Below are 26,433 nucleotides of genomic sequence, written 5' to 3' on the forward strand. Positions count from 1 at the left end.
CAGATGCGCGACAGAGGTTGAGGATCTTTATCCATCATGGTTGAACTAGAAATTGACGGCAAGACGGTCGAGGTTCCTGAAGGCAGCATGGTGATCCAGGCTGCGCATAAGGTCGATACGTACATTCCTCACTTCTGCTATCACAAGAAGCTGTCGATCGCGGCGAACTGCCGGATGTGCCTCGTCGAAGTCGAAAAGATGCCGAAGGCCGTTCCCGCGTGCGCCACGCCCGTATCCAACGGCATGATCGTGCGTACCACCTCCGACAAGGCCGTGAAGGCGCAGCAGTCGGTGATGGAGTTCCTGCTGATCAACCACCCGCTGGATTGCCCTATCTGCGATCAGGGCGGCGAGTGCCAGTTGCAGGATCTGGCCGTCGGTTACGGCAAGTCGCAATCGCGCTATAGCGAAGAAAAGCGCGTGGTGTTCCACAAGAACGTCGGCCCGCTCATCTCCATGGAAGAGATGACGCGCTGCATCCACTGTACGCGTTGCGTGCGCTTTGGCCAGGAAGTGGCCGGTGTGATGGAGCTCGGCATGCTGGGCCGTGGCGAGCATTCGGAAATCACCTCGTTCGTCGGCAAGACGGTCGACTCCGAACTGTCCGGCAACATGATCGATCTGTGCCCGGTCGGCGCGCTCACGAGCAAGCCATTCCGCTATAGCGCGCGTACGTGGGAACTGTCGCGCCGCAAGTCGGTAAGCCCGCACGATTCCGTTGGCGCGAACCTCGTCGTCCAGGTGAAGAACAATCGCGTCATGCGCGTTCTGCCGATGGAAAACGAAGCCATCAACGAGTGCTGGATTTCAGACAAGGATCGCTTCTCCTACGAAGGCCTGAACGGCGACGAGCGCCTGAGCACGCCCATGCTCAAGCAAGGCGGCAACTGGATCGAAACCGACTGGCAGACCGCGCTCGAATACGTGGCGAAGGGCATCAAGGGTATCAAGGCGGACCACGGCGCGAACGCCATCGCTGCGCTGGCCACGCCGCATGCAACGGTCGAAGAACTTTTCCTGCTGAAGCAATTCGCGGAAGGCGTGGGTACGCCCAACGTCGATTTCCGTCTGCGTCAGAACGACTTCTCGGCGCCCCTGGGCGTCGGCGCACCCTGGCTCGGCGTGCCTATCGCGGATCTGTCGAATGTCGATACCGCGTTCATCATCGGTTCGTTCTTGCGTCGCGATCATCCGTTGCTGGCCGCGCGTCTGCGTCAGGCGGCGAAGAATGGCGCCATGCTCACGCTTCTCAACGCAAGCAACGACGACTCGCTGATCCCGACCGCGCATCGCCTGGTGGCGGCGCCGTCGGCTTGGCTCGACCAGCTCGCGGGCATCGCAGCCGCGGTGGCCGAAGCGCGTGGCTCGGAACTGCCTGAAGCGTTTGCCGGACGCGAAGTATCGGCGGCGGCGAAAGATGTCGCGGCATCGCTCTCGGCGGGCGACAAGCGCGTCGTGCTGCTCGGCAACCTCGCGGTTCAGCATCCCGATTTCGCGCAGATTCACGCGGCGGCGCAATGGATCGCGAACAGCACGGGCGCCACGCTCGGCTTCCTGACCGAAGGCGCGAATTCAGTGGGCGCGCATCTGGTCGACGTCCTGCCGGGCGAAGGCGGTCTCAACGCGCGCGAAGTGTTCGAACAGCCACGCAAGGGCTACGTGCTGCTCAATGCAGAACCGGAATTCGATACGGCCAACCCCGCACAAGCCATCGCCGCATTGAAGCAGGCGGAAATGGTCGTGGTGATGTCGTCGTTCAAGCACGGCCTCGACTACGCGGACGTGTTGCTGCCCATCGCGCCGTTCACGGAAACGTCGGGCACCTTCGTCAACGCGGAAGGCACGGCTCAGTCGTTCAACGGCGTCGTGCGCGCGCTGGGCGACACGCGTCCGGGCTGGAAGGTTCTGCGGGTGCTCGGCACGTTGCTCGGTCTGTCGGGCTTCGATTACGACACGGCCGAAGAAGTGCGTATCGCCGCACTCGGCACGGGTGAGTTGAGCGCGCGTTTGTCGAACGAGACGACGGTCGCGGCCAAGCGCGCGGCGTCGAATGTCACGGCGAACGGCGGCTTCCAGCGTCTTGCCGACGTGCCGATCTATCACGCCGACGCACTGGTGCGCCGCGCCCCGTCGCTGCATCTGACGGCCGCGGCCCGCGACGCGAACATGGCGGGTCTGCCGACCGCGCTTTTCGACCAACTCGGCCTGAAAGACGGCGAAGCAGTGCGCGTCAAGCAAGGCAATCTGTCGGTGGTGCTGCCCGCGGTTCGCGATGCGAATCTGGCGGAATCGGTGGTCCGCGTATCGGCGGGCACGTCAGCCGGCGCCGCGCTTGGCGGCCTGTTCGGCGAACTGGTAGTGGAGAAGGCGTAAATGGGCTTGTTCGATACGATCAACGCGGGCGGCACGCAGATTCTGGGCGTCGCATGGCCAACGGTGTGGGCGCTGGTGCGCATTGTCGTGGTCGCGGTAGTGATTCTGCTGTGCGTCGCGTACCTGATTCTCTGGGAACGCAAGCTCATCGGCTGGATGCACGTGCGTCTCGGCCCGAACCGCGTCGGCCCGGCAGGTCTCTTGCAGCCAATTGCGGACGTGCTGAAGCTGTTGCTCAAGGAAGTCATTCAGCCTACGCAGGCAAGCAAGTGGATCTACGTGATCGCGCCGATCATGACGGTGGTCCCGGCGTTCGCCGTGTGGGCGGTTATTCCGTTCCAGGCCAAGGCTGTGCTCGGCGACATCAACGCCGGTCTGCTGTATGTCATGGCGATCTCGTCCATCGGCGTGTACGGCGTGATTCTCGCGGGCTGGGCGTCGAACTCGAAGTACGCGTTCCTCGGCGCCATGCGCGCGGCGGCGCAGATGGTGTCCTACGAAATCTCGATGGGCTTCGCGTTGGTCGTCGTGCTGATGGTCGCGGGCACGCTGAACATGTCGGATATCGTCACGTCGCAGCAACGCGGCATTTTCGCGGGCTTCGGCGTCAACTTCCTGTCGTGGAACTGGCTGCCGCTTCTGCCAATGTTCGTCGTGTACTTCATCTCGGGCATTGCCGAAACGAACCGCCATCCGTTCGACGTGGTGGAAGGCGAATCGGAAATCGTCGCCGGTCACATGATCGATTACTCCGGCATGGCGTTCGCGCTGTTCTTCCTCGCCGAGTACATCAACATGATCGTGATCTCGGCGATCGCCACGACGCTGTTCCTCGGCGGCTGGGACGCACCGTTCGGCTTCCTGTCGTTCATCCCGGGCGTGTTCTGGTTCGTTTTCAAGGTCTTCCTCCTGCTGTCGGTCTTCATCTGGGCGCGCGCGACTTTCCCGCGTTACCGCTACGACCAGATCATGCGTCTTGGCTGGAAAGTGTTCCTGCCGGTGTCGGTGGTGTGGGTCGTCGTGGTCGGCTTCTGGATCATGTCGCCGCTCAACATCTGGAAGTAACGGCGCGCAAAGAGACAAGAGCGGACAAATATCATGAACGCAATACAGAGCTTTTTTAAGACCTTCTTCCTGACCGAGCTGCTCAAGGGTCTGGCGCTGACGGGACGCTACACGTTCCAGCGCAAGATCACGGTGCAGTTCCCGGAAGAGAAGACGCCTATTTCTCCGCGTTTTCGTGGCCTGCATGCACTGCGCCGCTATGAAAACGGTGAAGAGCGCTGCATTGCCTGCAAGCTGTGCGAGGCAGTATGCCCGGCGCTCGCCATTACGATCGAATCGGAAACGCGTGCTGACAATACGCGCCGCACGACGCGTTATGACATCGACCTGACCAAGTGCATCTTCTGCGGCTTCTGCGAAGAAAGCTGCCCGGTCGACTCGATCGTCGAGACGCACATCCTCGAATATCACGGCGAGAAGCGCGGCGACCTGTACTTCACGAAGGACATGCTGCTTGCGGTGGGCGACCGTTACGAGACGGAAATCGCCGCATCGAAGGCGGCAGACGCGCCTTATCGTTGATGCGAAGCCGAGCCCGGAGCGCCGCGCGAGAGAAACAGAAACCACGTTCGCGCGCTCCGGTCCTCGACATGTCGTTGCGTTTTTGTTGTTGCTGTCTGGCACAATGCGGCGCGCTTAGTGACCGTGCTTCGTGGCTGATCTTCCCCGGCCGCGCTTTGTCCGTCGCACGGAGAGAGCGAGCCGAAGCGCCGATACACCATGCCTCTTGATGGCCTAACGATGAACCGGTAATCATGGAATTCACAACCGTACTGTTCTATATCTTCGCGCTGCTCCTGACCGTGTCGGCGCTGAAGGTGATCACTTCGCGCAACCCGGTGTCATCCGCGCTCTTCCTCGTGCTCGCGTTCTTCAACGCGGCCGCGATCTGGATGCTGCTGCAGGCCGAATTCCTCGCGATCCTGCTGGTTCTCGTCTACGTGGGCGCCGTGATGGTGCTGTTCCTCTTCGTCGTGATGATGCTCGACATCAACATCGACGTACTGCGACGCGACTTCAGACGCTTCGTGCCGCTCGCGAGCATCGTGGGCGCGATCATCGTGGTGGAAACGGCGCTGATCCTGTGGCACGGTTTCGGCGCGACGACCACGCCGGTGGTCGGCGCGGCTGTCAGCGGCGCGGCGGTGATGCCGAACACGCAGCTCATCGGCAAGATCATCTATACGGACTACATCTTTGCGTTCGAAATCGCCGGTCTCGTGCTGCTGGTCGCCATCATCGCGGCGATCTCGCTCACCATTCGCGACAAGAAGGACAAGAAGACGCAGACCGTCAGCCAGCAGGTCAAGGTGCGCGCCCAGGACCGCGTGCGTATCGTCAAGATGAAGTCCGAGACAGAGGCGCCCGACGCCGCGACGGAACCGCCCGTGACTGGCAACATCGGTGCGGGAACGGTCGACAACAAGGGCTGAGCGCGAAGGAGAATATCGAAATGTTGAGTCTTGCCCATTACCTCGTGCTCGGTGCGATCCTCTTTGCGATCAGCATCGTCGGCATCTTCCTGAACCGCCGCAACGTCATCATCATCTTGATGGCCATCGAGCTGATGCTGCTCGCGGTGAACACCAATTTCGTCGCGTTCTCGCATTATCTGGGCGACATACACGGCCAGATCTTCGTGTTCTTCGTGCTGACCGTGGCTGCTGCTGAAGCGGCAATCGGTCTCGCGATTCTCGTGACCCTGTTCCGCAGCCTCGACACGATCAACGTCGAGGACCTCGATCAGCTCAAAGGTTAATTTCAGGCTAGGCTGTTATGTCCATGACACTCAATGAAAACGTCCTGCTTGCGGTTCCGCTGGCGCCGCTTGCCGGTTCGCTGATCGCGGGGCTGCTGGGAAAGACGATAGGGCGCAAGGGCGCGCACAGCGTGACGATTCTCGGCGTCGCGATCTCCTTCGTGCTGTCCGCGATGGTCTTCTTCGACGTGCTGAACGGCGCGAGCTACAACGCCACCGTCTACGAATGGATGACGGTCGGTTCGCTCAAGATGGAAGTCGGCTTCCTGGTCGACTCGCTCACCGCGATGATGATGGTCATCGTGACCTTCGTCTCGCTGATGGTGCACATCTACACCATCGGCTACATGGCGGATGAAGAAGTCGGTTACGAGCGGTTCTTCTCATACATCTCGCTCTTCACGTTTTCCATGCTGATGCTCGTCATGGCGAACAACTTCCTGCAGCTGTTCTTCGGCTGGGAAGCCGTGGGTCTCGTGTCGTACTTGCTGATCGGCTTCTACTTCACGCGTGAAACCGCGATCTACGCCAACATGAAGGCGTTTATCGTGAACCGCGTGGGCGACTTCGGTTTTCTGCTGGGCATCGGCCTGTTGCTGGCGTTCGGCGGCTCGTTGAACTACGGCGACGTGTTCGCGCAAAGCGACAAGCTCGCGACCATGACCTTCCCCGGCACGCAATGGGGCTTGCTGACGGTATCGTGCATTTGCCTCTTCATCGGCGCGATGGGTAAGTCCGCGCAGTTTCCGCTGCACGTGTGGCTGCCCGACTCGATGGAAGGCCCGACGCCGATCTCCGCGCTGATCCACGCGGCAACCATGGTAACGGCCGGTATCTTCATGGTGACGCGCATGTCGCCGCTCTTCGAGCATTCGGATGCGGCGCTGTCGTTCGTCACGGTCATCGGTGCGATCACCGCGTTGTTCATGGGCTTTCTCGGCGTCGTGCAGAACGACATCAAGCGCGTGGTGGCTTACTCCACGCTATCGCAGCTCGGCTACATGACGGTCGCGCTCGGCGTGTCGGCTTATCCGGTCGCCGTGTTCCACCTTGCCACGCACGCGTTCTTCAAGGCGTTGCTGTTCCTCGGCGCGGGTTCGGTCATCATCGGCATGCACCACGACCAGGACATGCGCAACATGGGCGGTCTGCGCAAGTACATGCCGATCACCTGGATCACGTCGCTGATCGGTTCGCTCGCGCTGATCGGCACGCCGTTCTTCTCCGGCTTCTACTCGAAAGATTCGATCATCGAAGCGGCCAAGGCCTCGCACCTGGCGGGCTCCGGCTTTGCGTACTTCGCGGTGGTCGCAAGCGTGTTCGTCACGTCGCTGTACTCGTTCCGCATGTACTTCATGGTGTTCCACGGTCCGGAGCGTTTCCGCGGTCCGAAGCATCCCGATTCGCCGATGGGTCAAGCTGAAGCACATGGCCACGGTCACGATTCGCACGGCCATGGTCACGACGACCACGGGCACGGCCATGATGACCACGGCCACGCGCACGTGCCGCACGAAACCCCGTGGGTGGTGTGGCTGCCGCTCGTGCTGCTGGCTATTCCGTCGATCATCATCGGCGCGATCGGTATCGGTCCGATGGTCTACGGCGACTTCTTTTCGCACGGCGTGATCTTCGACAAGGTGATCTACATTGCCGAAAACCACGAAGGCCTGAAGGAAATGGCCACGGAGTTCCACGGCTGGATGGCCATGGCGCTGCACGGCATCATCACGCCGGGACCGGTGTGGATCGCGGCTTTCGGCGTGATCGTCGCGTGGTTCCTGTATATCAAGCGTCCGGATCTGCCCGCTGTCATCAAGAAGGCGTCCGGCCCGATCTATACGCTCCTCGACAACAAGTACTACTTCGACAAGATCAACGAAGTGGTCTTCGCCAAGGGCGCGGTCGCCATTGGCCGGGGGCTGTGGAAAGAGGGCGATGTGGTCGTCATCGACGGCATCGTCAACGGCAGTGCGCGGTTCGTCGGCTGGTTCGCCGGTGTGATCCGCTTCCTTCAATCTGGTTACATCTATCACTACGCGTTCGCCATGATTATCGGCATGTTGGGGCTCTTGACCCTGTTTGTAACGCTCGGCGGCAAATAAGGCGAGGGACCCTATGCACTCTTTTCCGATTCTCAGTGTCGCGATCTGGCTGCCGATCGTATTCGGCGTCCTGGTCCTGGCTATAGGTAACGACCACAACCCGGCGCCCGCGCGCTGGGTCGCATTGATCGGCTCGGTGCTCGGGCTGATCGTGACGATCCCTCTCATCACCGGCTTCGATACGTCGACGGCCGCGTTGCAGTTCGTCGAGCAGGCGAGCTGGATCGAACGCTTCAACATCACGTATCACCTGGGCGTGGACGGCATCTCGATGTGGTTTGTCGTGCTGACCGCGCTCATCACGGTGATCGTGGTGATCGCCGCATGGGAAGTGATCACCGAGCGCGTCTCGCAGTACCTGGCCGCGTTCCTGATTCTCTCGGGCATCATGATCGGCGTGTTCTCGACCGCCGACGGCCTGTTGTTCTACGTGTTCTTCGAAGCCACGCTCATCCCGATGTACATCATCATCGGCGTGTGGGGCGGTCCGAACCGTGTGTATGCGGCGTTCAAGTTCTTCCTGTACACGCTGGCCGGCTCGCTTCTGATGCTGATCGCGCTGCTGTACCTGTACACGCAGACGCACACGTTCGACCTCGCCACGTGGCAAGCCGCGAAGATCGGCATGACGCCGCAGGTGCTGCTGTTCATAGCGTTCTTCCTCGCGTTCGCCGTCAAGGTGCCGATGTGGCCCGTCCACACCTGGCTGCCGGACGCTCACGTGGAAGCACCGACGGGCGGCTCGGTCGTGCTTGCCGCGATCATGCTGAAGCTCGGCGCGTACGGTTTCCTGCGCTTTTCGCTGCCCATCGCGCCGGACGCAAGCCACTTTCTCGCGCCCGTGGTCATCACGCTGTCGCTGATCGCGGTGATCTACATCGGTCTCGTCGCGCTCGTTCAGGCGGACATGAAGAAGCTGGTGGCGTATTCGTCGATTGCGCACATGGGCTTCGTCACGCTTGGCTTCTTCATCTTCAGCCAGCTTGGCGTGGAAGGCGCGATCATTCAGATGATCTCGCACGGCTTCGTCTCGGGCGCGATGTTCCTTTCCATCGGCGTGCTGTACGACCGCGTCCACTCGCGCCAGATCGCGGATTACGGCGGTGTCGTCAATACCATGCCGAAGTTCGCGGCGTTCTCCATGTTGTTCGCCATGGCCAACTGCGGCCTGCCGGGCACCTCGGGTTTCGTCGGCGAGTTCATGGTGATTCTGGCCGCCGTAAAGTTCAACTTCTGGATCGGTTTCCTGGCCACGTTCACGCTGATTCTCGGCGCGGCCTATACGCTGTGGATGTACAAGCGCGTGTACTTCGGCGCCGTGGCGAACGACCATGTCGCGAAGCTGAAGGACATCAACAAGCGCGAAATGTTCATGCTGGTGGTGCTCGCAGCGTTCACGCTGTACATGGGCCTGCATCCGAAGCCCTTCACCGACGTCATGCACGAATCGGTGGCAAACCTGCTCTCCCACGTCGCGCAGTCCAAGCTGCCGCTGGATCAGTAACGCCGTGCGGAGGAATTAAAAGATCATGCAAAACGCCCCTATGAGTGTGCTGTTACCCGACGCGGTCCTGATGGCCGCAGTCGTCATCGCCTGGTTGAACGACACGATCTTCGGCGTGCCAAGCCGTCGTGTCACGTATCTGATCGCGCTCGTGTCGACCCTCGTGGTCGGCGTGTGGTTTGCGTTCACGGCACTCGACCCGACGCCGCATTACTTCTTCACGCGCATGTATGTCGTCGATCCGTTCGCGAGCGCCATGAAAGCGGTGGTGTGTCTGGGCTACGCGGTGTCGGTCATCTATTCGCGGCGCTATCTGGAAGACCGCGGTCTGTTTCGCGGCGACTTCTTCCTGCTTGGCCTCTTTTCGCTGCTCGGCCAGTGCGTGATGATTTCGGGCAACAACTTCCTCACGCTGTACCTCGGCCTCGAACTGATGTCGCTGTCGCTGTATGCGGTCATCGCGCTGCGCAAGGATTCGCCGCAGGCGAACGAATCGGCGATGAAGTATTACGTCCTTGGCGCGCTCGCTTCCGGCTTCCTGCTCTACGGCATTTCCATGCTTTATGGCGCGACCGGCTCGCTGGAACTGGGTGAAGTCTTCAAGGCGGTGGCTTCGGGCCGCATCAACGACGCGGTGCTGCTGTTCGGCATCATCTTCGTCGTGGCGGGCGTGGCGTTCAAGATGGGCGCGGTCCCGTTCCATATGTGGGTGCCGGACGTCTATCAAGGCGCACCGACCGCAATGACCTTGCTCACCGGCGGCGGCCCGAAGGTCGCGGCCTTTGCGTGGGGCTTGCGCTTCTTGGTGATGGGTCTGCTGCCTTTCGCGGTCGACTGGCAAGAGATGCTCGTGATTCTCGCCGCGCTGTCGCTGATCGTCGGCAATGTCACCGGTATCGTGCAGAAGAACATCAAGCGGATGCTCGCGTATTCGGCCATCTCCAACATGGGCTTCGTGCTTCTCGGCCTGCTGGCTGGCGTGGTGGACGGCAAGGTAACGGGCGCGGCGGGCGCCTACAGCTCGGCAATGTTCTACAGCATCATCTATCTCGTCACGACGCTTGGCACCTTCGGCGTGGTCATGCTGCTTGCGCGCCGCGACTTCGAAGCCGAGATGATCGACGACTTCAAGGGTTTGAATCAGCGCAGCCCGGTGTTCGCGTTCGTCATGATGATCATGATGTTCTCGCTTGCGGGCATTCCGCCGACGGTCGGTTTCTACGCGAAGCTCGCCGTGCTCGAAGCGACGATGAACGCCGGTCTGACGTGGCTCGCCGTGCTGGCCGTCCTGACATCGCTGGTCGGTGCGTTCTACTACCTGCGTATCGTGAAGCTGATGTACTTCGACGCGCCGCAAGATGCGTCGCCGATTGTTGCCGGCAGCCTCAATCGCTCCTTGCTGGCGTTCAACGGTCTGGCCGTGCTCGTGCTCGGTCTCGTGCCCGGCCCGCTGATGACGGCTTGCCTGCAAGCGATCACGCATACGCTGCCGCTGTAATGTCGGCAGCGGGATGGTTTATCGTGCTGTTGGCGCTCGTCGGCGCCAACTTGCCGTTCCTGAATCAGCGCCTTTTTGCCGTCATGCCGCTCAAGCTTCATGCGGATGGGAGTAAGACGGCGAAGAAGGGCGTCTGGATTCGGATCGGCGAGTTGCTCGTTCTTTACTTCGCGGTTGGCGCGCTCGGCTTCATGCTCGAAGCGCGCGCCGGCAACCGCTTCGATCAGGAATGGCAGTTTTATGCCATTACCTTCAGTCTCTTCGTGGTGTTCGCGTTTCCGGGCTTCACGTATCAGTATCTCGTCAAACGCCGCTGACGGCTGGTTGCTGTCGGCGGCTTTTGGCCATTTGGCATAGGGCTCAAGATGGCAGATCACAACGCTTCTTTCACCGCGAACTTCGGTAACGACGACGGCCTAATCGAGAAGAAGGTCGAAAGCGTCACGCTTCACGAAGGCAAATTTCTGACGCTCAAGCGCGATACCGTGGAATTGCCCGACGGCAAGCACGCCACGCGCGAATTCGTCGAGCATCCGGGCGCGGTGATGATCCTGCCGGAATTCGACGATGGTCGCGTCTTGCTGGAACGGCAGTATCGGTATCCGGTGGGAAAGGTGCTGCTCGAATTTCCCGCCGGCAAGCTCGATCCCAACGAAAACGAGCTGACATGCGCGAAGCGTGAACTGCTGGAAGAGACGGGCTATACCGCGAGCGAATGGATTTTTCTGACGCGTATCCACCCCGTGATCTCCTATTCGACCGAGTTCATCGATCTCTATCTCGCGCGCGGTCTCACCGCTGGCAATGCCCGGCTCGATGAAGGCGAATTTCTCGAGACGTTTATCGCGGAGCCGGCGCAACTCATGCAGTGGGTGAAGGACGGCACGATCAGCGATGTAAAGACGATCATCGGCGCGTTCTGGCTGGAGAAGGTGCGCTCGGGAGAGTGGGAGTTGGGAGAATCGAAGGCGTAGTCGTCATCCGTCGAACCGCTGAAGACGTATCGCTTGCCCCAAGATCATTCGATCTTGGGGCTTGTTCATTTTCGGCGCAGTGCCAGACTGCAAGATTTCGCGTTATGGGTGAGCCAAGCGCCCGTACCCTCGAACCGCTAGAATCGATCACCGGTCGAGCAATCAAAAGATCAGTTTTTACGAACGACCGTTCACAATCGATAGTTTTGAGATAAACTTCCCGGAAGTCCCCATCAGCATGAAGGTCCTCGATTTAAAGTGCTCGCATGAACATCGGTTTGAAGGCTGGTTCGCTTCTGCCGAAGAGTTCGAATCGCAACTGTCGCGCAAGCTGGTTGCGTGTCCGGTCTGTTCGGAGACCGATGTGAGCCGCATGCCATCGGCGCCGCGTCTGAATCTTTCGACGGCGCGCAACGACCGCGCGGTACCGGCGGAAGCATCGCCGGATGCGGCGGGCGTTCAGGCACGCGCGCTTCAGTTCATGCGCGAGTTGCTCGAGAAGACCGAGAACGTGGGCGATCGTTTTGCCGAGGAAGCACGGCGCATTCATTACGATGAAGCGCCTGCGCGCAATATCCGCGGCGTGACGACGCTCGAAGAAACGCATGCCTTGCTGGAAGAAGGGATCGACGTATTGCCGTTGCCCGTTCCGGCCGCACTGAAAAAGCCGCTGCAGTAAGTCAGCGGTGTCTCGTGTGGTCGGCTACACAGGAGACACAGCGCATGAATCTTGATCATTCCCCTGCGGACGAAGCCTTTCGCGCCGACATCCGTAACTGGCTCGAAGCCAGCCTGCCGCGCGCATTGCGCGACAAGGTTCTCAATCACAAGCGTCTGACTCGCGAAGACTTTGCGAACTGGCACAAGCTGCTCGGCGAGCGCGGCTGGTCGGCGGTCGCGTGGCCGAAGCAGTACGGCGGTCCCGGCTGGAACGCCACGCAGCGTCATATCTGGGACGAAGAATCCGCGCGCGCGGGCGCACCGATGGTCCTGCCATTCGGCGTATCGATGGTCGCGCCCGTGCTCATGAAATATGGCAGCGACGCGCAAAAGGCTCGCTATCTGCCGCGCATTCTCGATGGCTCCGACTGGTGGTGTCAGGGCTATTCCGAGCCCGGCTCCGGTTCCGATCTCGCTTCGTTGCGCACGCGCGCCGAGCGACAGGGCGATCACTACATCGTCAATGGTCAGAAAACGTGGACCACGCTCGCGCAACATGCCGACATGATGTTCTGCCTCGTGCGTACCGATCCCGAGGCCAAGAAACAGGAGGGCATTTCGTTCCTTCTGATCGATATGAAAACGCCGGGCATCACCGTGCGGCCGATCATCACGCTCGACGAAAATCACGAAGTCAACGAAGTCTTTTTCGACGACGTGAAGGTGCCGGTCGCCAATCTCGTCGGCGAGGAGAATCGCGGCTGGACGTATGCGAAGTATTTGCTGGGGCACGAGCGAACGGGCATTGCGCGCGTGGGGCAATCGAAGCGTGAACTGCGCTTTCTCAAGCGGCTTGCACTCGAACGCACGAGCCGCGGCCAGCCGCTTTTGCACGATCCCTTGTTCGCCGCGAAAGTCGCCGCGCTCGAGATAGAACTGATGGCCCTCGAAGCGACGGTGCAGCGCGTGATCGCAAGCGAGTCGGATGCAAAAGGTCCGGGGCCCGAAGCATCGATGCTGAAGATCAAAGGCACGGAAGTGCAGCAGGCGCTGACCGAACTCATGTTCGAAGCGGCCGGACCGCAAGCGGCCGGCTTCGATCCCGCGTACCTCGAAGGCGAGCGCGACGCGAGCCAGACCGGCGACGACGATGCCGCGCCGCTTGCCGCGTACTACTTCAACTTTCGCAAGACGTCGATCTATGGCGGCTCGAACGAGATTCAAAAGAACATCATCGCGCAGATGATTCTGGGCCTTTGAGGAGCGCGCATGGACTTCGATTTCACCGATGAACAGCAGCAGTTTCGCAATGCACTGCGCCGCTATCTCGACCGCGAATATTCGTTCGACGCGCGGCAGAAGATCGTCATGTCGCAAGCGGGCGTCGATGCACGGCACTGGAACGCGTTCGCCGAACTCGGCTTGCTGGCGCTGCCCGTTCCCGAAGCGCAAGGCGGTTTCGATGGTGGGCCCGTCGATATGCTCGTCGTGATGCAAGAGCTCGGGCGCGCGCTCGTCGTCGAGCCTTATTGGGCGACGGCGGTCGGTATCGAAGCGTTGCGGCTCGCGGCATCGGCGGAACAGGGCGAATTGCTCGAGCGCGCCGGACGTGGCGAACTCAGGATGGCGGTGGCGTTCAACGAGCCGCACGCGCGCTACGATCTCTTCGATCTTCGCACTACGGCGAGCAAGCAAGGTGAACGCCATACGCTCGACGGCAGGAAATCGGTCGTGCAGCACGGCGCGCAGGCCGATTACTGGATCGTGCCCGCACGTCTCGGCGATGAAGTCGCGCTCTTTCTGGTGCCGCGCGATGCCGCCAACGTCGATGTCACCGACTACCGCACGATCGACGGTCAGCGCGCCGCGACGCTCGTCTTCAGGAACACGCAAGCCACGCGTTTGAACGGTGGTGCGGCCACGTTCGCGCAGATCGCCGATTACGCCACGCTTTTGCTTTGCGCCGAAGCCCTCGGCGCGCTCGATGCGCTCGATCGCGCGACCGTCGACTACACGAAGGAGCGCAAGCAGTTCGGTGCGCCCATCGCGCGGTTTCAAGTGCTGCAGCATCGCATGGTGGACATGCTGATCCACACCGAGCAGGCACGCTCCATCACGTATCTTGCCGCTGCGCGTTACGCCAGCGACGACGCGGCCACGCGCACGCAGGCCATTTCCGCTGCGAAGGCGCGTGTCGGTCAGGCGGCGCGCTTCGTCGGGCAACAGGCGGTGCAGTTGCACGGCGGCATGGGCGTGACCAACGAGATGCCCGCCGCGCACTGGTTCAAACGGCTGTCGATCATCGAGACGACGCTCGGCGACGTGGACTACCACCTCGCGCGTTTTGCGTCGCAACCTGCGTTTCATGACCTGGAAGGAGCTTGAATGACCTACGCCTATGAAGATTTCGAAGTCGGTGATGCGGTGACGCTCTCCGCCCACACGTTTACGCGCGATGAGATCATCGAGTTCGCGAAGCGTTACGATCCGCAGCCGTTCCATCTGTCGGAGGAAGCGGGCAAGGCGTCGCATTTCGGCGGTCTCGTTGCAAGCGGCTGGAACACCTGTTCCGCGATGATGGGCATTCTCGTGCGCGACATGCTCGCCGATTCGACCTCGATGGGTTCGCCCGGTCTCGACAATATCCGCTGGATCAAGCCGGTGCGCGTCGACGATTCGGTGCGGCTTACGGTGCGCGTGCTGGACAAGCGCGTGTCGAAGAGCAAGCCAGATCGCGGTATCGTCGCCACGCGCTGGGAAGCGCATAACCAGGATGGCGAACTGGTGCTGACGGTGGATTCGGCGGCGCTGTTCGGGTTGCGCGACGCGGGTTCGCAAGCGAGCTAAAGGGCGCGGCGACGCCGTCTTCCTCGCTCAATCGCGCGCTTCCGAATACCGCCCGAATTCGAGCTTCGCAATGGCATTGCGATGCACTTCGTCCGGCCCATCCGCGAGCCGCAGCGTGCGCGCCGAAGCATACGCATAAGCGAGCGGAAAGTCGTCGCAGATGCCGGCCGCGCCGTGCGCCTGTATCGCCCAGTCGATGACCTGACACGCGATGTTCGGCGCCACGACCTTGATCATCGCGATCTCGCCGCGCGCGCCCTTGTTGCCGACGGTGTCCATCATGTAGGCAGCTTTGAGCGTGAGCAGACGCGCCTGTTCGATCATGATGCGCGCCTCGGCGATGCGCTCTTGCGTCACGCCTTGTCGCGCAATCGGCTTGCCGAACGCCACGCGCGACAGCGTGCGCTTCGTCATCAGTTCGAGCGCGCGTTCGGCGAGACCGATGAGCCGCATGCAATGATGAATGCGCCCCGGCCCGAGCCGCCCTTGCGCGATCTCGAAGCCGCGTCCGGCGCCGAGCAATAGGTTGGCGGCCGGCACGCGCACTTGTTCGAGCGTAATCTCCATGTGGCCGTGCGGCGCGTCGTCGTAGCCGAACACATTGAGCGGCCGACGCACCGTGATGCCCGCTGCATCGGCAGGCACGAGGATCATCGATTGTTGCGCGTGGCGTGGCGCATCGGGATCGGTCTTGCCCATCACGATATACACCTTGCAGCGCGGATCGCCCGCACCGGATGACCACCACTTGTGGCCATCGACGACGTAATCGTCGCCATCGCGCGTGATGCTGCAACGGATGTTTGTCGCATCCGACGACGCCACTTCCGGCTCGGTCATCAGAAACGCCGAACGAATCTCGCCGCGCAGAAGCGGTTCGAGCCACTGCGCCTTTTGCGCGTCGGTGCCATAGCGTTCGATGGTCTCCATGTTGCCGGTATCGGGCGCATTGCAGTTGAAGACTTCGGGCGCCCACGGCACGCGACCCATGATTTCGCAGAGCGGCGCGTATTCGAGATTCGTGAGACCCGCGCCACGCGCCGATGCCGGCAGAAACAGATTCCACAGTCCTTCGCGACGTGCGTGGTCCTTGAGGCTTTCGATCAGCCGCGTCGGCACCCATGCGTTGCCCGCTGCGCGATTGGCCGCGATCTCCTCGGCGAAGGCGTGTTCGTTCGGATAGATATGCGCGTCGAAGAAGGCGAGCAGCTTCTCACGCAGCGCGTGCACCTTCTCCGTGTAGTCGAAATTCATCGCTCGTCTCCTCTTTTTCGTCTTCAGTGGCCGACTTTCTGGGCGTAGTGCCAGGCAAGTTCGGCCATCGGCCGCGCGCGCCGGCCCGCATCGGCGGCTTGTGCGCTCGCGGCGGTGCCATCGACCACACGCTTCATGATGCCTTGCAGAATCGCGGCGATGCGGAACATGTTGTAGGCAAGGTAAAAATTCCAGTCGCCTTCGATCGCAAAGCCCGTGCGTTCGCAATAGCGTGCGACGTAGGCGGCTTCGTCGGGAATGCCGAGCGCGGTCCAGTCGAGTCCCGCGACACCGCGAAACTGCGATGGATCGACATGCCAAGCCATGCAGTGATACGCGAAGTCGGCGAGCGGATCGCCGAGCGTGGAGAGTTCCCAGTCGAGCACGGCAAGCACGCGCGGCTCGTTCGGATGAAAGATCAGGTTGTCGAGCCGGAAGTCGCCATGCACGATGCTGACGCGCGCCTCGACTTGCGGGATATGCCGCGGCAACCATTCGATCAGGCGGTCCATTGCGTCGATGGATTCGGTTTGCGACGCGACGTACTGCTTGCTCCAACGTCCGATTTGCCGCTCGAAGTAGTTGCCAGGCTTGCCGTAGGTGGCGAGTCCGGCCGCTGCTACATCGACGGTATGAAGCGCGGCGATCACGCGATTGGTTTCGCCATAAATCGCGGCGCGTTCGTCGGCCGACATGCCGGGCAGCGACGGGTCCCACAAGACGCGGCCTTCCACAAAATCCATGACATAGAACGCCCGGCCGATCACGCTCTCGTCCTCGCACAGCGCGAGCATGCGCGCGACGGGGACATCCGTGGCGGCGAGTGCATGCATCACGCGATATTCACGCTCGACTGCATGCGCCGATGGCAAGAGCTTCGCGGCCGGCCCGGGCTTCGAGCGCATGACATAAGCGCGCGTGGGCGTGACGAGTTTGAAGGTCGGGTTCGACTGGCCGCCCGCGAACTGCTCCAGCTTGAGCGGGCCGCTGAATGCTTCGACGTGCGCGGCAAGCCACGCGGCGAGCGCGTCGCTATCGAAGCGCTGGCTCTCGTGCACCGGACGCGTTCCTTCGAACGCTGCGAAATCGGTTTCGTTGTCTGGCATCGTCTCCTCCCATATTTTTGTGGTGCGCCAGGACGTCGCGCTTCAGTCCATCTCGTCGGCCTTGAAGCGCAGAAACTGCGCGTACAGCAGTTCCATCGTCGTGTGACGCACGTCGGCATGAAGCGGCGAGGGCGGCGAATGATTGATTGCATGCACGACCCAGTCGCCGGGTTTGTCGCCGACATCGAGCGCGTTGATGCAGCCCGTCGCCTGCGACAGATGTCCGAAGAACGCGCGCCCGCCGGCCGTGATCGCATGCGACAGCAACGCGCGATTCACGCCGCCGTGCAGCACGAGCAGCACCGTGTCCCATGAGGCATCGCCGCGCAGCTTCGTCATGGCGGGCAGCGCGCGATCGAGCAGCTCGCCAATGCTTTCGCCGCCCAGAAAGCGCGTCTCTTCGGGCACCACGCCATCGAACACGGAAAGAAAAGCGCGCTCGATATCCTGCGTCGTGAGACTCGCGAGCCGCCCGCCGCGTATCTCCTGCCACTCCGGCCAAACTTCCGGCTCGATTGGCTGATGCGTTTCGGCGAGCACGCGCTGCGCCGTTTCGCGCGTGCGCGGCAAGCCGCTCACGATCACGCGGTCGAAGCGAATGTTCTGCGCGGCAAACACGCGTCCAGCCGCGCTTGCTTCCTCGCGGCCGCGTTCGTTGAGCGGCACGCTTTCCGGGTCGATTGCGCGGCCGCTGTCGTCGAAATACGTGACGTCGCCATGGCGCATCAGATAGATGCGGCGGCGTTTGGGCAACTTGTATTGAGCCATCTCAGCGGTAAGTCGGCTGACGCTTTTCGAGGAACGCGGTAATGCCTTCGAGCGCGTCACCGTGATGCAGGGCGTCGACGAAACTGTCGCGTTCCATGTCGAGATGCGCGGCGAGCGGCTGCACGTCCGCCGCGTTGATGAGCGACTTGATGCGTGCGAGTGCTTTCGGCGACACGCTGCCGAGATCGTCGGCCCAGGCGATGGCGGCATCGAGCGCAATGCCTTTCTTCGTCAGCCGGTTGACCACGCCCACTTCATACAGACGCGCCGCGCCGATCGGCTTCGCTTCGAGCAGGACTTCGCTGGCGAGCGTGCGCGGCAAGGCGCGCGCGAGGAACCACGAAGCGCCGCCATCGGGCGTGAGGCCGACGCGCGCATACGACATGACGAAGCGCGCGTCGTCGGCGGAGACGATCAGATCGCACGCGAGCGCAAGCGAAAATCCCGCGCCGGCCGCGGCACCCTCCACGGCCGCGATGATCGGCTTGGTCGATGCCCGCAACGCGCTGATCCATTCGCCCAGCAAGTCGATGCTCTCGGCCTGCACCGATTCATCCTTCGCGCGATTTTCGAGCAGCCTGTTCAGGTTGCCGCCCGAGCAGAAGAAGTTGTCCGCGCCCGTCAGCACGATGGTGCGCACCGACGTGTCGCGCTCGGCCGTGCTGAGCGCCTCGATCCCGGCCGCATACATATCCGGATGCAGGGCGTTGCGCGCGCCCGGATTCGACAGCTTGAGCACGAGTGTGGTGTCGCTCCCGGCAGGGCGGTAGGTCAGCAGTTCGGCGCTCATCTGAGCTCCTCGATATGGGTAAGCGAAAGTCCGAGCCTCGCGCGGCGTGCGAGCCAGGGCGAAGGCCGGTAGCGTGGGTCGCCGAGCACGCCTTGGATGTTCTGCAAGATCGTGAGGATGGTCGCGGCGCCGAGCGCGTCGCCGAGTGCGAGCGGTCCGCGCGGATAGCCGAGGCCGAGCATCACAGCGAGATCGATGTCGGACGGCGTCGCGATGCCTTGCTGCGCGATATCGCAGCCAATGTTCACGATGGTTGCCACCACGCGTTGCGCGACAAAACCGGTCGAGTCGCGGATCACGGTGACGGGCACGCCATCGGCGGCGAAGAGCGCGTGCGCCGCGTCGCGCATGGCGGGCGTGGTCGCGGGCGTCGTCATGATGGTGCGGCGCGCGGCGGTATCGAAGGGAAAAAGTGTGTCGATGGCGACGACGCGCGTGGCGTCGAGCTTTTCGGCGACGGCGGCGGTGGTCGCATCGAAGCCGAGCGGCGTGACCACGATCAAGGAATCCGAAGCGGGCGTTGCGTCGGTATCGAGTTCAACCGATGCGGGAAGCAGCGCGCGCACCGCTTCATAAGCGCTTTGCGACGCCCGACTGACCCACACGCGCTTGGGCAAGCGGGTAGGCGCTTCGGCTTCGGGCGGCGCGATTTGTTTGCCATCGGCATATCGATAGAAACCTTCGCCCGTCTTGCGCCCGATCAGCCCGCCCGCGAGCCGCGTGCCCGTGATCGGCGAAGGCCTGAAGCGCGGCTCTTCATAGAACTGGTGATAGATCGACTCCATCACCGGATGCGAGACATCCAGCGCGGTGAGATCGAGCAATTCGAACGGCCCGAGGCGAAAGCCCGCCTGCTCGCGCATGATGCGGTCGATGTCCGCGAAACTCGCCACGCCTTCGCTCGCCACGCGCAGGCCTTCGGTGTTCATGCCGCGTCCCGCGTGATTCACGATGAAGCCCGGCATGTCCTTCGCGCGCACCGGCGTGTGACCCATGCGGCGCGCGAGTTCCATGAGTGAATCGCCCGCGCGCGGATCGCCACGCAGTCCGTCGATGACTTCGACCACGCGCATCAACGGCACGGGATTGAAAAAGTGGAAGCCCGCGACGCGTTCCGGTTTCGAGCAGCCCGCCGCGATTGCGGTGATCGACAGTGACGAAGTGTTCGACGCGAGAATGCAGCGCTCGCTCACCACGGCTTCGAGTTCACGGAACAGTTCGCGCTTGATGTCGAGATTTTCGACGATCGCTTCCACGATGACGTCGCAATCCGCGAGTTCGCTCGCGTCCTGTGCGTCGTGCACGTTGGCGAGCGCGGCGTGCGCATCGGCTTCTCTGATCTTGCCCTTGGCGGCGAGCTTCGATAGCGTTTCGGACAGATACTCGCGCGCGGCGGCAAGCGCGACGGGATTGGCATCGAAGAGACGCACGGTGAGTCCGGCGAGCGCCGCGATCTGCGCGATACCCCGACCCATCGCGCCGCTGCCGACGATTCCAAGCGTTCCGATTGCGTATTCCTGCGAACTCATGATGCGGATGTCTCCTCTACGTGATTGAATTCGCCGCGCCCCGCTCAGAGTTTCGAAAGCCTTTGCAAGGCGAGCGCCAGCGTTTCTTCCTTCTTGGCGAAGCAGAACCGCACGACGCCGGACTCGTGACTCTTGTGATAAAACGCCGACACCGGAATGGCCGCGACGCCGATCTCGCTCGTGAGCCATTGCGAGAAGTCGGCTTCGGGCATGTTGCTGATCGCCGAATAATCGACGCACTGAAAATAGGTGCCGTCGCAAGGCAGGAGCTTGAAGCGGGTATCGGCAAGACCCGCTCGGAAAAAGTCGCGCTTCTTCTGATAGAACGCGGGCAGTTCGAGATACGGCTTCGGGTCTTCGAGATAATGCGCGAGGCCGACCTGCATGGGTGTGTTCACCGTGAACACGTTGAACTGGTGCACCTTGCGGAATTCGGCGGTCAGCGCGGCGGGCGCGGCGACGTAGCCCACTTTCCAGCCTGTCACATGGAAGGTCTTGCCGAAGCTCGACACGACGAAGCTGCGCTTGGCCAGTTCCGGATAGCGCGAGACGCTTTCGTGCGGCGCGCCGTCGTAGACCATGTGTTCGTAGACTTCGTCGGAGAGGATCAGCACGTTGGTATCGCGCACGATCTCTTCGAGCTTCTTCATGTCCGCCGCGCGCCAGACGCGCCCGGTCGGATTGTGCGGCGTGTTGATCATCAGAAGGCGCGTCTTCGGCGTGATCGCGGCGGCGATCTTGTCGAAGGGCAGCGCGTAGTCGGGCGCTTCGAGCGCGACGAACACGGGCTTGCCGCCCGCGAGCTCGATGGACGGCACGTAGCTGTCGTACGTCGGCTCGATGACGATGACTTCATCGCCCGGATGCACGCAGCACAGCACCGCCGTGAGCAGGGCCTGCGTCGCGCCGGCGGTCACGGTGATCTCGCGGTCGGCGTCGTAGGCGCGGCCGTAGAGCGCGTCGATCTTGCGCGCGATGGCCTGACGCAAGGGCGCGGCGCCCGCCATCGGCGGATATTGGTTGTGGCCGTCACGCATGGCGTTGGCGACGGCATCCACGACGCGCGGGTCGCAGTTGAAATCGGGGAAACCCTGACCGAGATTCACCGCGCCCTTCTGTGCGGCGAGCGCGCTCATCACGGTGAAGATGGTCGTGCCGACATTGGGCAGACGCGACGGAGAGGACAGCTCGGGCGGGGTCTGTGGCAGTTCGTGCGTGGCGTTCATGGCGTGGACGTGTGCTGACGGGTAGGGTTGCTATTCTAAACAGCGCTTGCAATGTGCGCGGACGTGGCCTGCGGTGCCTCGAATCGTGCCTCGAATGCGGTGACGAAAGGTTTGGGTTCGCCAATACGAAACGCAAAATCCCGCGCGATGCGCTTCGCGAGCTTCAGCACCGCGCGATCCTTCGAGACGAGCCAGTCCGCGCGAGAAGCCTGCGCGAGTTCGAGGAACTTCTGGTCGTCGCGGTCGCGGCACTTGGGCAGCGGCCGTTCGCCTTCCTGCGTGCGCGGCGCGATCAAGGTCGAAAGCCGCGCGACGATGGCAAGCGCCGCTTCCTTGTCGACGTTCAAGCGCACGAACTGCGGATAGTCGAGCACACGCGTGAGTTCGGTGAGACACCGCGGATCGATCAGCGCTTCGAGCGTGCCTGCTTCGAGCGCGGTGCGAATCGGGCGCGTGGCGGGATCGTCGAATACGAGGATGTCGATCCACACGTTGGAATCGAGCACCACGCGTAAGGCGGAGGCGGGCGTGGGCGCTTGCACGGGCAGCGCGGCGGAATTTTCCATTCGATACAATTGGGGGTTTATGCCTATGATCGCCGCTCGTTTGACGGCGAGCCTCCATGATAATCGTTCTATCGCCTGCCAAATCGCTCGACTACGAGACGCCGCCGCATATCCGCAAGCACACGCTGCCCGAGTTCGTCGATGACGCCGCCGAGCTCATCAAGGGTCTGCGTCATCTTTCGCCGCAACAGATCGGCGGAATGATGGGCATCTCGGACCAGCTCGCGACGCTCAACTTCCAGCGTTATGCCGAATGGTCGAGGCGTTTCGACGAGACCAATTCGAAGCAGGCCGTGCTCGCCTTCAATGGCGATGTCTACGAAGGCTTCGCCGCGAAGACGCTGTCTTCGGCCGATCTCGACTACGCGCAGAATCATGTGCGTGTTTTGTCCGGGCTTTATGGGCTCTTGCGACCACTCGACCTATTGCAGCCGTATCGCCTTGAGATGGGCACCAAGTTTCCGAACGCACGCGGCAAAGATCTTTACGCGTTCTGGGGCGAGCGCATCACGGCCGCGCTCAACGAGCAATTCAGGAAACAGCGCGGCGCGCGCGTGCTCGTGAATTGTGCGTCGGGGGAATACTTCAAGTCGGTGAAGCCGCGGCTTCTCGACGTGCCGGTGGTCGCGCCCGTGTTCGAGGACTGGAAGGGCGGACGCTACAAGATCATCAGTTTTCATGCGAAACGCGCGCGCGGTTTGATGGCGCGCTATGCGGTGAAGAACCGCATCGACGAGCCGGAAGGGCTCAAGGACTTCGACAGTGACGGGTATGCGTTCGACGCGAAGGCATCGAACGATACGACTTATATTTTTCGCCGCCGCGTCGCGGATTAAAGTGTCTGCATCAAGGAATTCATCATGAGCATTTCAATTTCAAGTCATTTCGATGCGGGCGCAATCGAAGTCGTCGACGCCACCAACCCGTCCGATATTCGTTTGCGCGTGCGTCCGGATTCTCACGCCGATTTCGCGCAGTGGTTTTATTTCCGCGTCTCGGGTGCGCGTGGCGAGCGTCTCGTGATGAGCTTCGAGAATGCGGCGCAATGCGCGTTTCCGGAAGGCTGGCGCGACTATCAGGCGGTGGCGAGCTACGATCGCGTGAACTGGTTTCGCGTGGAGACGGAATACGTGAGCGGCGTGTTGAAGATCGACCATACGCCCGATTTCGATCGCATCCATTACGCGTATTTCGAGCCGTATAGCGACGAGCGTCACGCGGAATTCCTTGGCGCCGTGCAGCAGATGCCGCACGCCACGTTGACCGAACTTGGCAGCACGGTGCAAGGCCGACCAATGTCCTTGCTTTCGCTCGGTCTCGCCGATGGCATGAGTGCCAAGCCCAAGAAGAACGTGTGGATCATCGCGCGCCAGCATCCGGGCGAAACGATGGCGGAATGGTTCGTCGAGGGCCTCGTCAAGCGGCTCGCGGGCTGGGGCGACTGGGCGGGTGACCCGACCGCGCGCGCGGTACTGGATCGCGCGGTGTTTCATATCGTCCCGAACATGAATCCGGATGGCAGCGTGCTCGGCAATCTGCGCACCAACGCGGCCGGCGCGAACCTGAACCGCGAATGGATGGAGCCGGATGCCGCGCGCAGTCCCGAGGTGCTCGTGGTGCGTGATGCCATCCGCGATATCGGCTGCGACATGTTCTTCGACATCCATGGCGACGAAGCCATTCCTTACGTGTTCGTCGCGGGCTCGGAGATGCTGCCGGGCTTCACCGGCAAGCAGGCGGAAGAGCAGAAGGCGTTCATCGAATTCTTTAAGCAGGCAAGCCCGGACTTTCAGGACGTGCACGGCTACGAGTCGAGCAAGTATCAGACGGATGCGCTCAAGCTCGCGTCGAAGTACATCGGCAACGAGTACAAGTGTCTTTCGCTGACGCTGGAGATGCCGTTCAAGGACAACGCGAATTTGCCGGATGAGCGTGTGGGCTGGAGTGGCGAGCGGAGTTCGGCGCTCGGCGCGGCGATGTTGCAGGCGATTCTTTGGCAGTTGCAGACGTATCCGGCCTGATCTATCCCAGAGCGTTTCCGATGACGCAAAAAGGCGCGACACCTTCAGGTGCCGCGCCTTTTTTTTTTGCCGTGCTTCCTGGCTGGCTAGCTAGTGCTTCTTGGCCGACTTCTTTGTCGACTTGCCCGAGCTCTTGCTTTTGCCCGCAGACGCACCTTTTGTTTTCGCGCCATGCTTGCCCTTCGTGCCGCGTGCGGACGACGGTTCGGCGCGGGGGCGTAGTGGCGGAACCGGATCGTTCCAGCCGAAGGCGAGCATTTGACTGCCTACGTAGCCACAACGAAACTTGAGCGGCGTGACATCGCTCTCACCGCTCTTCGAGACGCCTTCGCCCTCGACTGTCACGACGTTGTCCACCTTGATACGCTGCTTCTTCTCGTCGAACGAATCGTTCCACGGTTCGATGGTCGAGCGCGATGGGTCGAAGACAGCAGGCGGAAACTCTACGTGATCGAACGCCGCCGAAGTGCTAGCGATGAAGTTGCCGTGTGCCGCGCAATCCGCGACGAGCGGATTGGCGTGGAAGTCGGTGACGAAGTGGTGAATCAATTCGTTGCGCTCGTCGAGCGAGTCGGCTAAGGCGGATACTGCCGCGCATGCAATCGATGCGCATACCGCCAACCGGCCGACGAGCCGCAAAAGCCGGCGCGGTGCGTGGTTACTTTCCATCAAGTCTGGTGCTAAGAAGACACGGGCAAGTAAGATGCCGCGTGCGGGGAAGGAGTTCCATCTTATCGCACTTTGATTGCGTTTTTGCTCGCGTGCAATTCGGCTTGCGGTGTGCCTCAGACGCGAGGTCCGCGATCAAGGCGATAGCGGCGTACGTCGTAAGTGGTGATCCAGGCTGGCTTATACACCGAGATTAAAATGGTGAGCAAGCCGGTAAAGAGCGCTTCGCCAACAACCAGTAATAGCGAGCCGCGCATGAATGCAGCGGGCACGGTGACCGGTCCGCCGGTGAGCGCCATCTCGAAGAGCACCGTCGCACCGCATGCCGCGGCAACCGCTGCCGCGGAACTCACGAAGCCGTGCCCGATGATGAAGGTAAAAAGATTGCGCGGCAGCCACGCATTGGATAGCCGTTGCAGGAACGTTGATACTGCAACAGGCAGCGCGCCGAACAACATATAGGTGACCGCGACCGAGAGCCAGGATGCGTCGAGCACGACGGCCGCGAGCCCGGTGGTGGCAGCCGTGCCGATGAGCGCCAGCCGCCAGTCGAACAAGGTGACCATCAAGGTCGCGCCCAGCAAGTGGATGACGGGTCCGTCGTCGAACCATGCATTGCACGCCCACAACACCGTCACCGCGACGATGATGCCAAGCCACACGTGCTGTAGCGTGGCGTCCTGCAATCTGCTGAAAGGACGCTGCAACAGTACGAGCGCGAGCAATCCCGCGGCGACTATCCAGCCGCCGACGGTAAGCCAAAGCGGGAGCGGTGTGTAAAAGAACCCCATGCCTTGCATATTACTCGTTGCGCGTGATTCGTGCGTGCAAACGACGAACCCAAACGCGTCCTTTGTTGCTAGAACGTCGCCTCGGGCTGGGCGGCCATTGGCAGCGACGACGCGTCGCTTTCCGTGAGTGACGGATACAGCGCGCGTCTTCGGCGCAATGGCACCACGTTCGCTTGTCCCGGCACTGCGCGCTCCGGCGCTTCGCATTCGCTGCTGCGAAGAATCTCGAGATGCGCGGTTTGCACGCCGTTATAGATGGCAACGGCAGCGGCACGGTTCGTGGCGCCTAGCTGCTGAAAGATGCTCGCAAGGTGGATCTTGACAGTGCCTTCGCTGATACCCAGCGTCTTCGCGATCATCTTGTTGGTGCTGCCCATGTGCACGCAACGCATGATCTGCTGCTGCCGCGGCGACAGGGCAGGCAGATGACGCAGCCGCCGCCGAATGGCCGCGCTGAGCGGCGTACGAATGATGAGCGACTCCTGACTCAGCGCCGGATCGATCACATCGGGCGGCACGTAATGACCGCCGATGAGCACCATGTCGAGCGCCCTGACGATGAGAACGGGATCGAGCGTGCGTGGAATGACGCCCATCGCGCCGATGCCCATCAGCATATAAACCTGAGCGACCGTGGGTCGGTCGACTACTACGGCGGTGGGGATGCCTCGTGCCTCTTCGAGCAGCGTCTGCAGATCGCCCGCTCGCAGATGAGGCTCCCAGTCGACGACAATCAGGCTGGATCTGGCTTGTCTCAAGGCCACCCCGGCCTGTCGCCAGTCGATTACTTCGTTGAACTGCGCGTGACGCGCGATACGGCGCAGCAATGTTTTAAGGCCTGCACGACGTTCGCCGTCAGCACCCATGATCGTAATTTTCATGCTTATACCTCGAATCAATACGCCGACGCCTGCGCGTCGGGACTTGC

Annotated in this window: 26 protein-coding genes; 16 read left to right on the plus strand and 10 right to left on the minus strand. The window is 61.8% G+C overall.

Annotated elements, in window-relative coordinates; translation table 11 throughout:
• Positions 1 to 36: 36 nt before the first annotated feature.
• The 14 genes from nuoG (at position 37) to ACYQ47_RS27225 (ending at position 14,785) form a co-directional block, all read left to right on the plus strand.
• Positions 37 to 2,373, plus strand: a complete 2,337-nt coding sequence (nuoG, locus tag ACYQ47_RS27160) for an NADH-quinone oxidoreductase subunit NuoG (protein WP_250465135.1) — start codon at positions 37 to 39, stop codon at positions 2,371 to 2,373.
• Positions 2,374 to 3,438, plus strand: a complete 1,065-nt coding sequence (nuoH, locus tag ACYQ47_RS27165) for an NADH-quinone oxidoreductase subunit NuoH (protein ID WP_244825480.1) — start codon at positions 2,374 to 2,376, stop codon at positions 3,436 to 3,438.
• 33 nt (positions 3,439 to 3,471) lie between these two features.
• A complete protein-coding gene (nuoI, locus tag ACYQ47_RS27170) occupies positions 3,472 to 3,960 on the plus strand; it encodes an NADH-quinone oxidoreductase subunit NuoI (protein ID WP_244825478.1) in 489 nt (162 codons plus the stop codon).
• Between the two features lie 233 nt (positions 3,961 to 4,193).
• Entirely contained in the window at positions 4,194 to 4,871 is a 678-nt protein-coding gene (locus tag ACYQ47_RS27175) for an NADH-quinone oxidoreductase subunit J (protein ID WP_244825476.1), read from the plus strand.
• A 20-nt stretch (positions 4,872 to 4,891) separates the two neighbouring features.
• Positions 4,892 to 5,197: an NADH-quinone oxidoreductase subunit NuoK gene (gene nuoK / locus ACYQ47_RS27180; protein ID WP_031360677.1), complete on the plus strand. Its 306-nt coding sequence runs from the start codon at positions 4,892 to 4,894 to the stop codon at positions 5,195 to 5,197.
• A gap of 17 nt (positions 5,198 to 5,214) precedes the next feature.
• Positions 5,215 to 7,302 carry an NADH-quinone oxidoreductase subunit L gene (gene nuoL, locus ACYQ47_RS27185; RefSeq protein WP_244825474.1) on the plus strand — a complete coding sequence of 696 codons (2,088 nt, stop codon included), beginning with the start codon at positions 5,215 to 5,217 and terminating at the stop codon, positions 7,300 to 7,302.
• 13 nt (positions 7,303 to 7,315) lie between these two features.
• The gene (locus ACYQ47_RS27190) at positions 7,316 to 8,806 is read left to right on the plus strand and encodes an NADH-quinone oxidoreductase subunit M (RefSeq protein WP_244825472.1); all 1,491 of its coding nucleotides are present in this window, start codon (positions 7,316 to 7,318) and stop codon (positions 8,804 to 8,806) included.
• A 25-nt stretch (positions 8,807 to 8,831) separates the two neighbouring features.
• Positions 8,832 to 10,304 (plus strand): NADH-quinone oxidoreductase subunit NuoN, encoded by a 1,473-nt coding sequence (gene nuoN / locus ACYQ47_RS27195; protein WP_244825471.1) that lies wholly within the window; start codon positions 8,832 to 8,834, stop codon positions 10,302 to 10,304.
• Positions 10,304 to 10,621 carry a DUF2818 family protein gene (locus ACYQ47_RS27200; RefSeq protein ID WP_250465130.1) on the plus strand — a complete coding sequence of 106 codons (318 nt, stop codon included), beginning with the start codon at positions 10,304 to 10,306 and terminating at the stop codon, positions 10,619 to 10,621. Before nuoN ends, ACYQ47_RS27200 begins: the two co-directional genes overlap by 1 nt.
• A gap of 48 nt (positions 10,622 to 10,669) precedes the next feature.
• Positions 10,670 to 11,278: an NUDIX domain-containing protein gene (locus ACYQ47_RS27205; protein WP_459907841.1), complete on the plus strand. Its 609-nt coding sequence runs from the start codon at positions 10,670 to 10,672 to the stop codon at positions 11,276 to 11,278.
• Positions 11,279 to 11,516: 238 nt separating this feature from the next.
• Complete coding sequence (locus ACYQ47_RS27210) at positions 11,517 to 11,957, plus strand: DUF1178 family protein (RefSeq protein WP_459907843.1); 441 nt, start codon at positions 11,517 to 11,519, stop codon at positions 11,955 to 11,957.
• Between the two features lie 44 nt (positions 11,958 to 12,001).
• On the plus strand, positions 12,002 to 13,198 hold the full coding sequence (locus ACYQ47_RS27215) for an acyl-CoA dehydrogenase family protein (protein WP_459907845.1): 1,197 nt from the start codon (positions 12,002 to 12,004) through the stop codon (positions 13,196 to 13,198).
• Between the two features lie 9 nt (positions 13,199 to 13,207).
• A complete protein-coding gene (locus tag ACYQ47_RS27220) occupies positions 13,208 to 14,323 on the plus strand; it encodes an acyl-CoA dehydrogenase family protein (protein WP_459907847.1) in 1,116 nt (371 codons plus the stop codon).
• The gene (locus tag ACYQ47_RS27225; protein ID WP_244825464.1) at positions 14,324 to 14,785 is read left to right on the plus strand and encodes a MaoC family dehydratase; all 462 of its coding nucleotides are present in this window, start codon (positions 14,324 to 14,326) and stop codon (positions 14,783 to 14,785) included.
• Between the two features lie 27 nt (positions 14,786 to 14,812).
• Here the strand turns inward: ACYQ47_RS27225 and ACYQ47_RS27230 are convergent, their stop codons facing one another.
• From ACYQ47_RS27230 to ACYQ47_RS27260, 7 genes are read right to left on the minus strand one after another with little or no spacing between them, the layout of a single operon-like run.
• Entirely contained in the window at positions 14,813 to 16,039 is a 1,227-nt protein-coding gene (locus ACYQ47_RS27230) for an acyl-CoA dehydrogenase family protein (RefSeq protein WP_459907849.1), read from the minus strand.
• Positions 16,040 to 16,062: 23 nt separating this feature from the next.
• Positions 16,063 to 17,145: a phosphotransferase gene (locus ACYQ47_RS27235; RefSeq protein WP_459907851.1), complete on the minus strand. Its 1,083-nt coding sequence runs from the start codon at positions 17,143 to 17,145 to the stop codon at positions 16,063 to 16,065.
• A 42-nt stretch (positions 17,146 to 17,187) separates the two neighbouring features.
• The gene (locus ACYQ47_RS27240) at positions 17,188 to 17,913 is read right to left on the minus strand and encodes a histidine phosphatase family protein (RefSeq protein WP_310396135.1); all 726 of its coding nucleotides are present in this window, start codon (positions 17,911 to 17,913) and stop codon (positions 17,188 to 17,190) included.
• Between the two features lies 1 nt (position 17,914).
• A complete protein-coding gene (locus tag ACYQ47_RS27245; RefSeq protein WP_244825456.1) occupies positions 17,915 to 18,703 on the minus strand; it encodes an oxepin-CoA hydrolase, alternative type in 789 nt (262 codons plus the stop codon).
• Positions 18,700 to 20,232: a 3-hydroxyacyl-CoA dehydrogenase gene (locus ACYQ47_RS27250; RefSeq protein ID WP_459907854.1), complete on the minus strand. Its 1,533-nt coding sequence runs from the start codon at positions 20,230 to 20,232 to the stop codon at positions 18,700 to 18,702. The genes ACYQ47_RS27245 and ACYQ47_RS27250 overlap by 4 nt, the downstream gene beginning before the upstream one ends.
• A gap of 44 nt (positions 20,233 to 20,276) precedes the next feature.
• Positions 20,277 to 21,458 (minus strand): pyridoxal phosphate-dependent aminotransferase, encoded by a 1,182-nt coding sequence (locus tag ACYQ47_RS27255; RefSeq protein WP_459907856.1) that lies wholly within the window; start codon positions 21,456 to 21,458, stop codon positions 20,277 to 20,279.
• A gap of 35 nt (positions 21,459 to 21,493) precedes the next feature.
• Complete coding sequence (locus tag ACYQ47_RS27260; protein WP_459907858.1) at positions 21,494 to 22,024, minus strand: putative toxin-antitoxin system toxin component, PIN family; 531 nt, start codon at positions 22,022 to 22,024, stop codon at positions 21,494 to 21,496.
• Between the two features lie 56 nt (positions 22,025 to 22,080).
• On the opposite strand from ACYQ47_RS27260, the gene yaaA reads away from it, so the two are divergent.
• Positions 22,081 to 22,860: a peroxide stress protein YaaA gene (gene yaaA / locus ACYQ47_RS27265; RefSeq protein WP_459907860.1), complete on the plus strand. Its 780-nt coding sequence runs from the start codon at positions 22,081 to 22,083 to the stop codon at positions 22,858 to 22,860.
• A gap of 24 nt (positions 22,861 to 22,884) precedes the next feature.
• A complete protein-coding gene (locus tag ACYQ47_RS27270) occupies positions 22,885 to 24,045 on the plus strand; it encodes a M14 family metallopeptidase (RefSeq protein WP_459907862.1) in 1,161 nt (386 codons plus the stop codon).
• 90 nt (positions 24,046 to 24,135) lie between these two features.
• On the opposite strand, the gene ACYQ47_RS27275 is transcribed toward ACYQ47_RS27270, so the two are convergent.
• The 3 genes from ACYQ47_RS27275 to ACYQ47_RS27285 form a co-directional block, all read right to left on the minus strand.
• Positions 24,136 to 24,714 (minus strand): BspC domain-containing protein, encoded by a 579-nt coding sequence (locus ACYQ47_RS27275; protein WP_250465109.1) that lies wholly within the window; start codon positions 24,712 to 24,714, stop codon positions 24,136 to 24,138.
• A gap of 116 nt (positions 24,715 to 24,830) precedes the next feature.
• Positions 24,831 to 25,505, minus strand: coding sequence for an energy-coupling factor ABC transporter permease (locus ACYQ47_RS27280; protein ID WP_244825446.1), 675 nt, complete (start codon positions 25,503 to 25,505; stop codon positions 24,831 to 24,833).
• A gap of 68 nt (positions 25,506 to 25,573) precedes the next feature.
• On the minus strand, positions 25,574 to 26,386 hold the full coding sequence (locus ACYQ47_RS27285) for a LuxR family transcriptional regulator (RefSeq protein WP_250492514.1): 813 nt from the start codon (positions 26,384 to 26,386) through the stop codon (positions 25,574 to 25,576).
• Between the last annotated feature and the right edge of the window lie 47 nt (positions 26,387 to 26,433).

The organism is Caballeronia sp. HLA56, assembly GCF_054655155.1.

Bases quoted from the DNA above. Each gene is read 5' to 3' on its own strand.
- nuoG (WP_250465135.1), top strand. From the start codon at position 37: ATGGTTGAACTAGAAATTGACGGCAAGACGGTCGAGGTTCCTGAAGGC.
- nuoH (WP_244825480.1), top strand. From the start codon at position 2,374: ATGGGCTTGTTCGATACGATCAACGCGGGCGGCACGCAGATTCTGGGC.
- nuoI (WP_244825478.1), top strand. From the start codon at position 3,472: ATGAACGCAATACAGAGCTTTTTTAAGACCTTCTTCCTGACCGAGCTG.
- ACYQ47_RS27175 (WP_244825476.1), top strand. From the start codon at position 4,194: ATGGAATTCACAACCGTACTGTTCTATATCTTCGCGCTGCTCCTGACC.
- nuoK (WP_031360677.1), top strand. From the start codon at position 4,892: ATGTTGAGTCTTGCCCATTACCTCGTGCTCGGTGCGATCCTCTTTGCG.
- nuoL (WP_244825474.1), top strand. From the start codon at position 5,215: ATGTCCATGACACTCAATGAAAACGTCCTGCTTGCGGTTCCGCTGGCG.
- ACYQ47_RS27190 (WP_244825472.1), top strand. From the start codon at position 7,316: ATGCACTCTTTTCCGATTCTCAGTGTCGCGATCTGGCTGCCGATCGTA.
- nuoN (WP_244825471.1), top strand. From the start codon at position 8,832: ATGCAAAACGCCCCTATGAGTGTGCTGTTACCCGACGCGGTCCTGATG.
- ACYQ47_RS27200 (WP_250465130.1), top strand. From the start codon at position 10,304: ATGTCGGCAGCGGGATGGTTTATCGTGCTGTTGGCGCTCGTCGGCGCC.
- ACYQ47_RS27205 (WP_459907841.1), top strand. From the start codon at position 10,670: ATGGCAGATCACAACGCTTCTTTCACCGCGAACTTCGGTAACGACGAC.
- ACYQ47_RS27210 (WP_459907843.1), top strand. From the start codon at position 11,517: ATGAAGGTCCTCGATTTAAAGTGCTCGCATGAACATCGGTTTGAAGGC.
- ACYQ47_RS27215 (WP_459907845.1), top strand. From the start codon at position 12,002: ATGAATCTTGATCATTCCCCTGCGGACGAAGCCTTTCGCGCCGACATC.
- ACYQ47_RS27220 (WP_459907847.1), top strand. From the start codon at position 13,208: ATGGACTTCGATTTCACCGATGAACAGCAGCAGTTTCGCAATGCACTG.
- ACYQ47_RS27225 (WP_244825464.1), top strand. From the start codon at position 14,324: ATGACCTACGCCTATGAAGATTTCGAAGTCGGTGATGCGGTGACGCTC.
- ACYQ47_RS27230 (WP_459907849.1), bottom strand. From the start codon at position 16,039: ATGAATTTCGACTACACGGAGAAGGTGCACGCGCTGCGTGAGAAGCTG.
- ACYQ47_RS27235 (WP_459907851.1), bottom strand. From the start codon at position 17,145: ATGCCAGACAACGAAACCGATTTCGCAGCGTTCGAAGGAACGCGTCCG.
- ACYQ47_RS27240 (WP_310396135.1), bottom strand. From the start codon at position 17,913: ATGGCTCAATACAAGTTGCCCAAACGCCGCCGCATCTATCTGATGCGC.
- ACYQ47_RS27245 (WP_244825456.1), bottom strand. From the start codon at position 18,703: ATGAGCGCCGAACTGCTGACCTACCGCCCTGCCGGGAGCGACACCACA.
- ACYQ47_RS27250 (WP_459907854.1), bottom strand. From the start codon at position 20,232: ATGAGTTCGCAGGAATACGCAATCGGAACGCTTGGAATCGTCGGCAGC.
- ACYQ47_RS27255 (WP_459907856.1), bottom strand. From the start codon at position 21,458: ATGAACGCCACGCACGAACTGCCACAGACCCCGCCCGAGCTGTCCTCT.
- ACYQ47_RS27260 (WP_459907858.1), bottom strand. From the start codon at position 22,024: ATGGAAAATTCCGCCGCGCTGCCCGTGCAAGCGCCCACGCCCGCCTCC.
- yaaA (WP_459907860.1), top strand. From the start codon at position 22,081: ATGATAATCGTTCTATCGCCTGCCAAATCGCTCGACTACGAGACGCCG.
- ACYQ47_RS27270 (WP_459907862.1), top strand. From the start codon at position 22,885: ATGAGCATTTCAATTTCAAGTCATTTCGATGCGGGCGCAATCGAAGTC.
- ACYQ47_RS27275 (WP_250465109.1), bottom strand. From the start codon at position 24,714: ATGGAAAGTAACCACGCACCGCGCCGGCTTTTGCGGCTCGTCGGCCGG.
- ACYQ47_RS27280 (WP_244825446.1), bottom strand. From the start codon at position 25,505: ATGGGGTTCTTTTACACACCGCTCCCGCTTTGGCTTACCGTCGGCGGC.
- ACYQ47_RS27285 (WP_250492514.1), bottom strand. From the start codon at position 26,386: ATGAAAATTACGATCATGGGTGCTGACGGCGAACGTCGTGCAGGCCTT.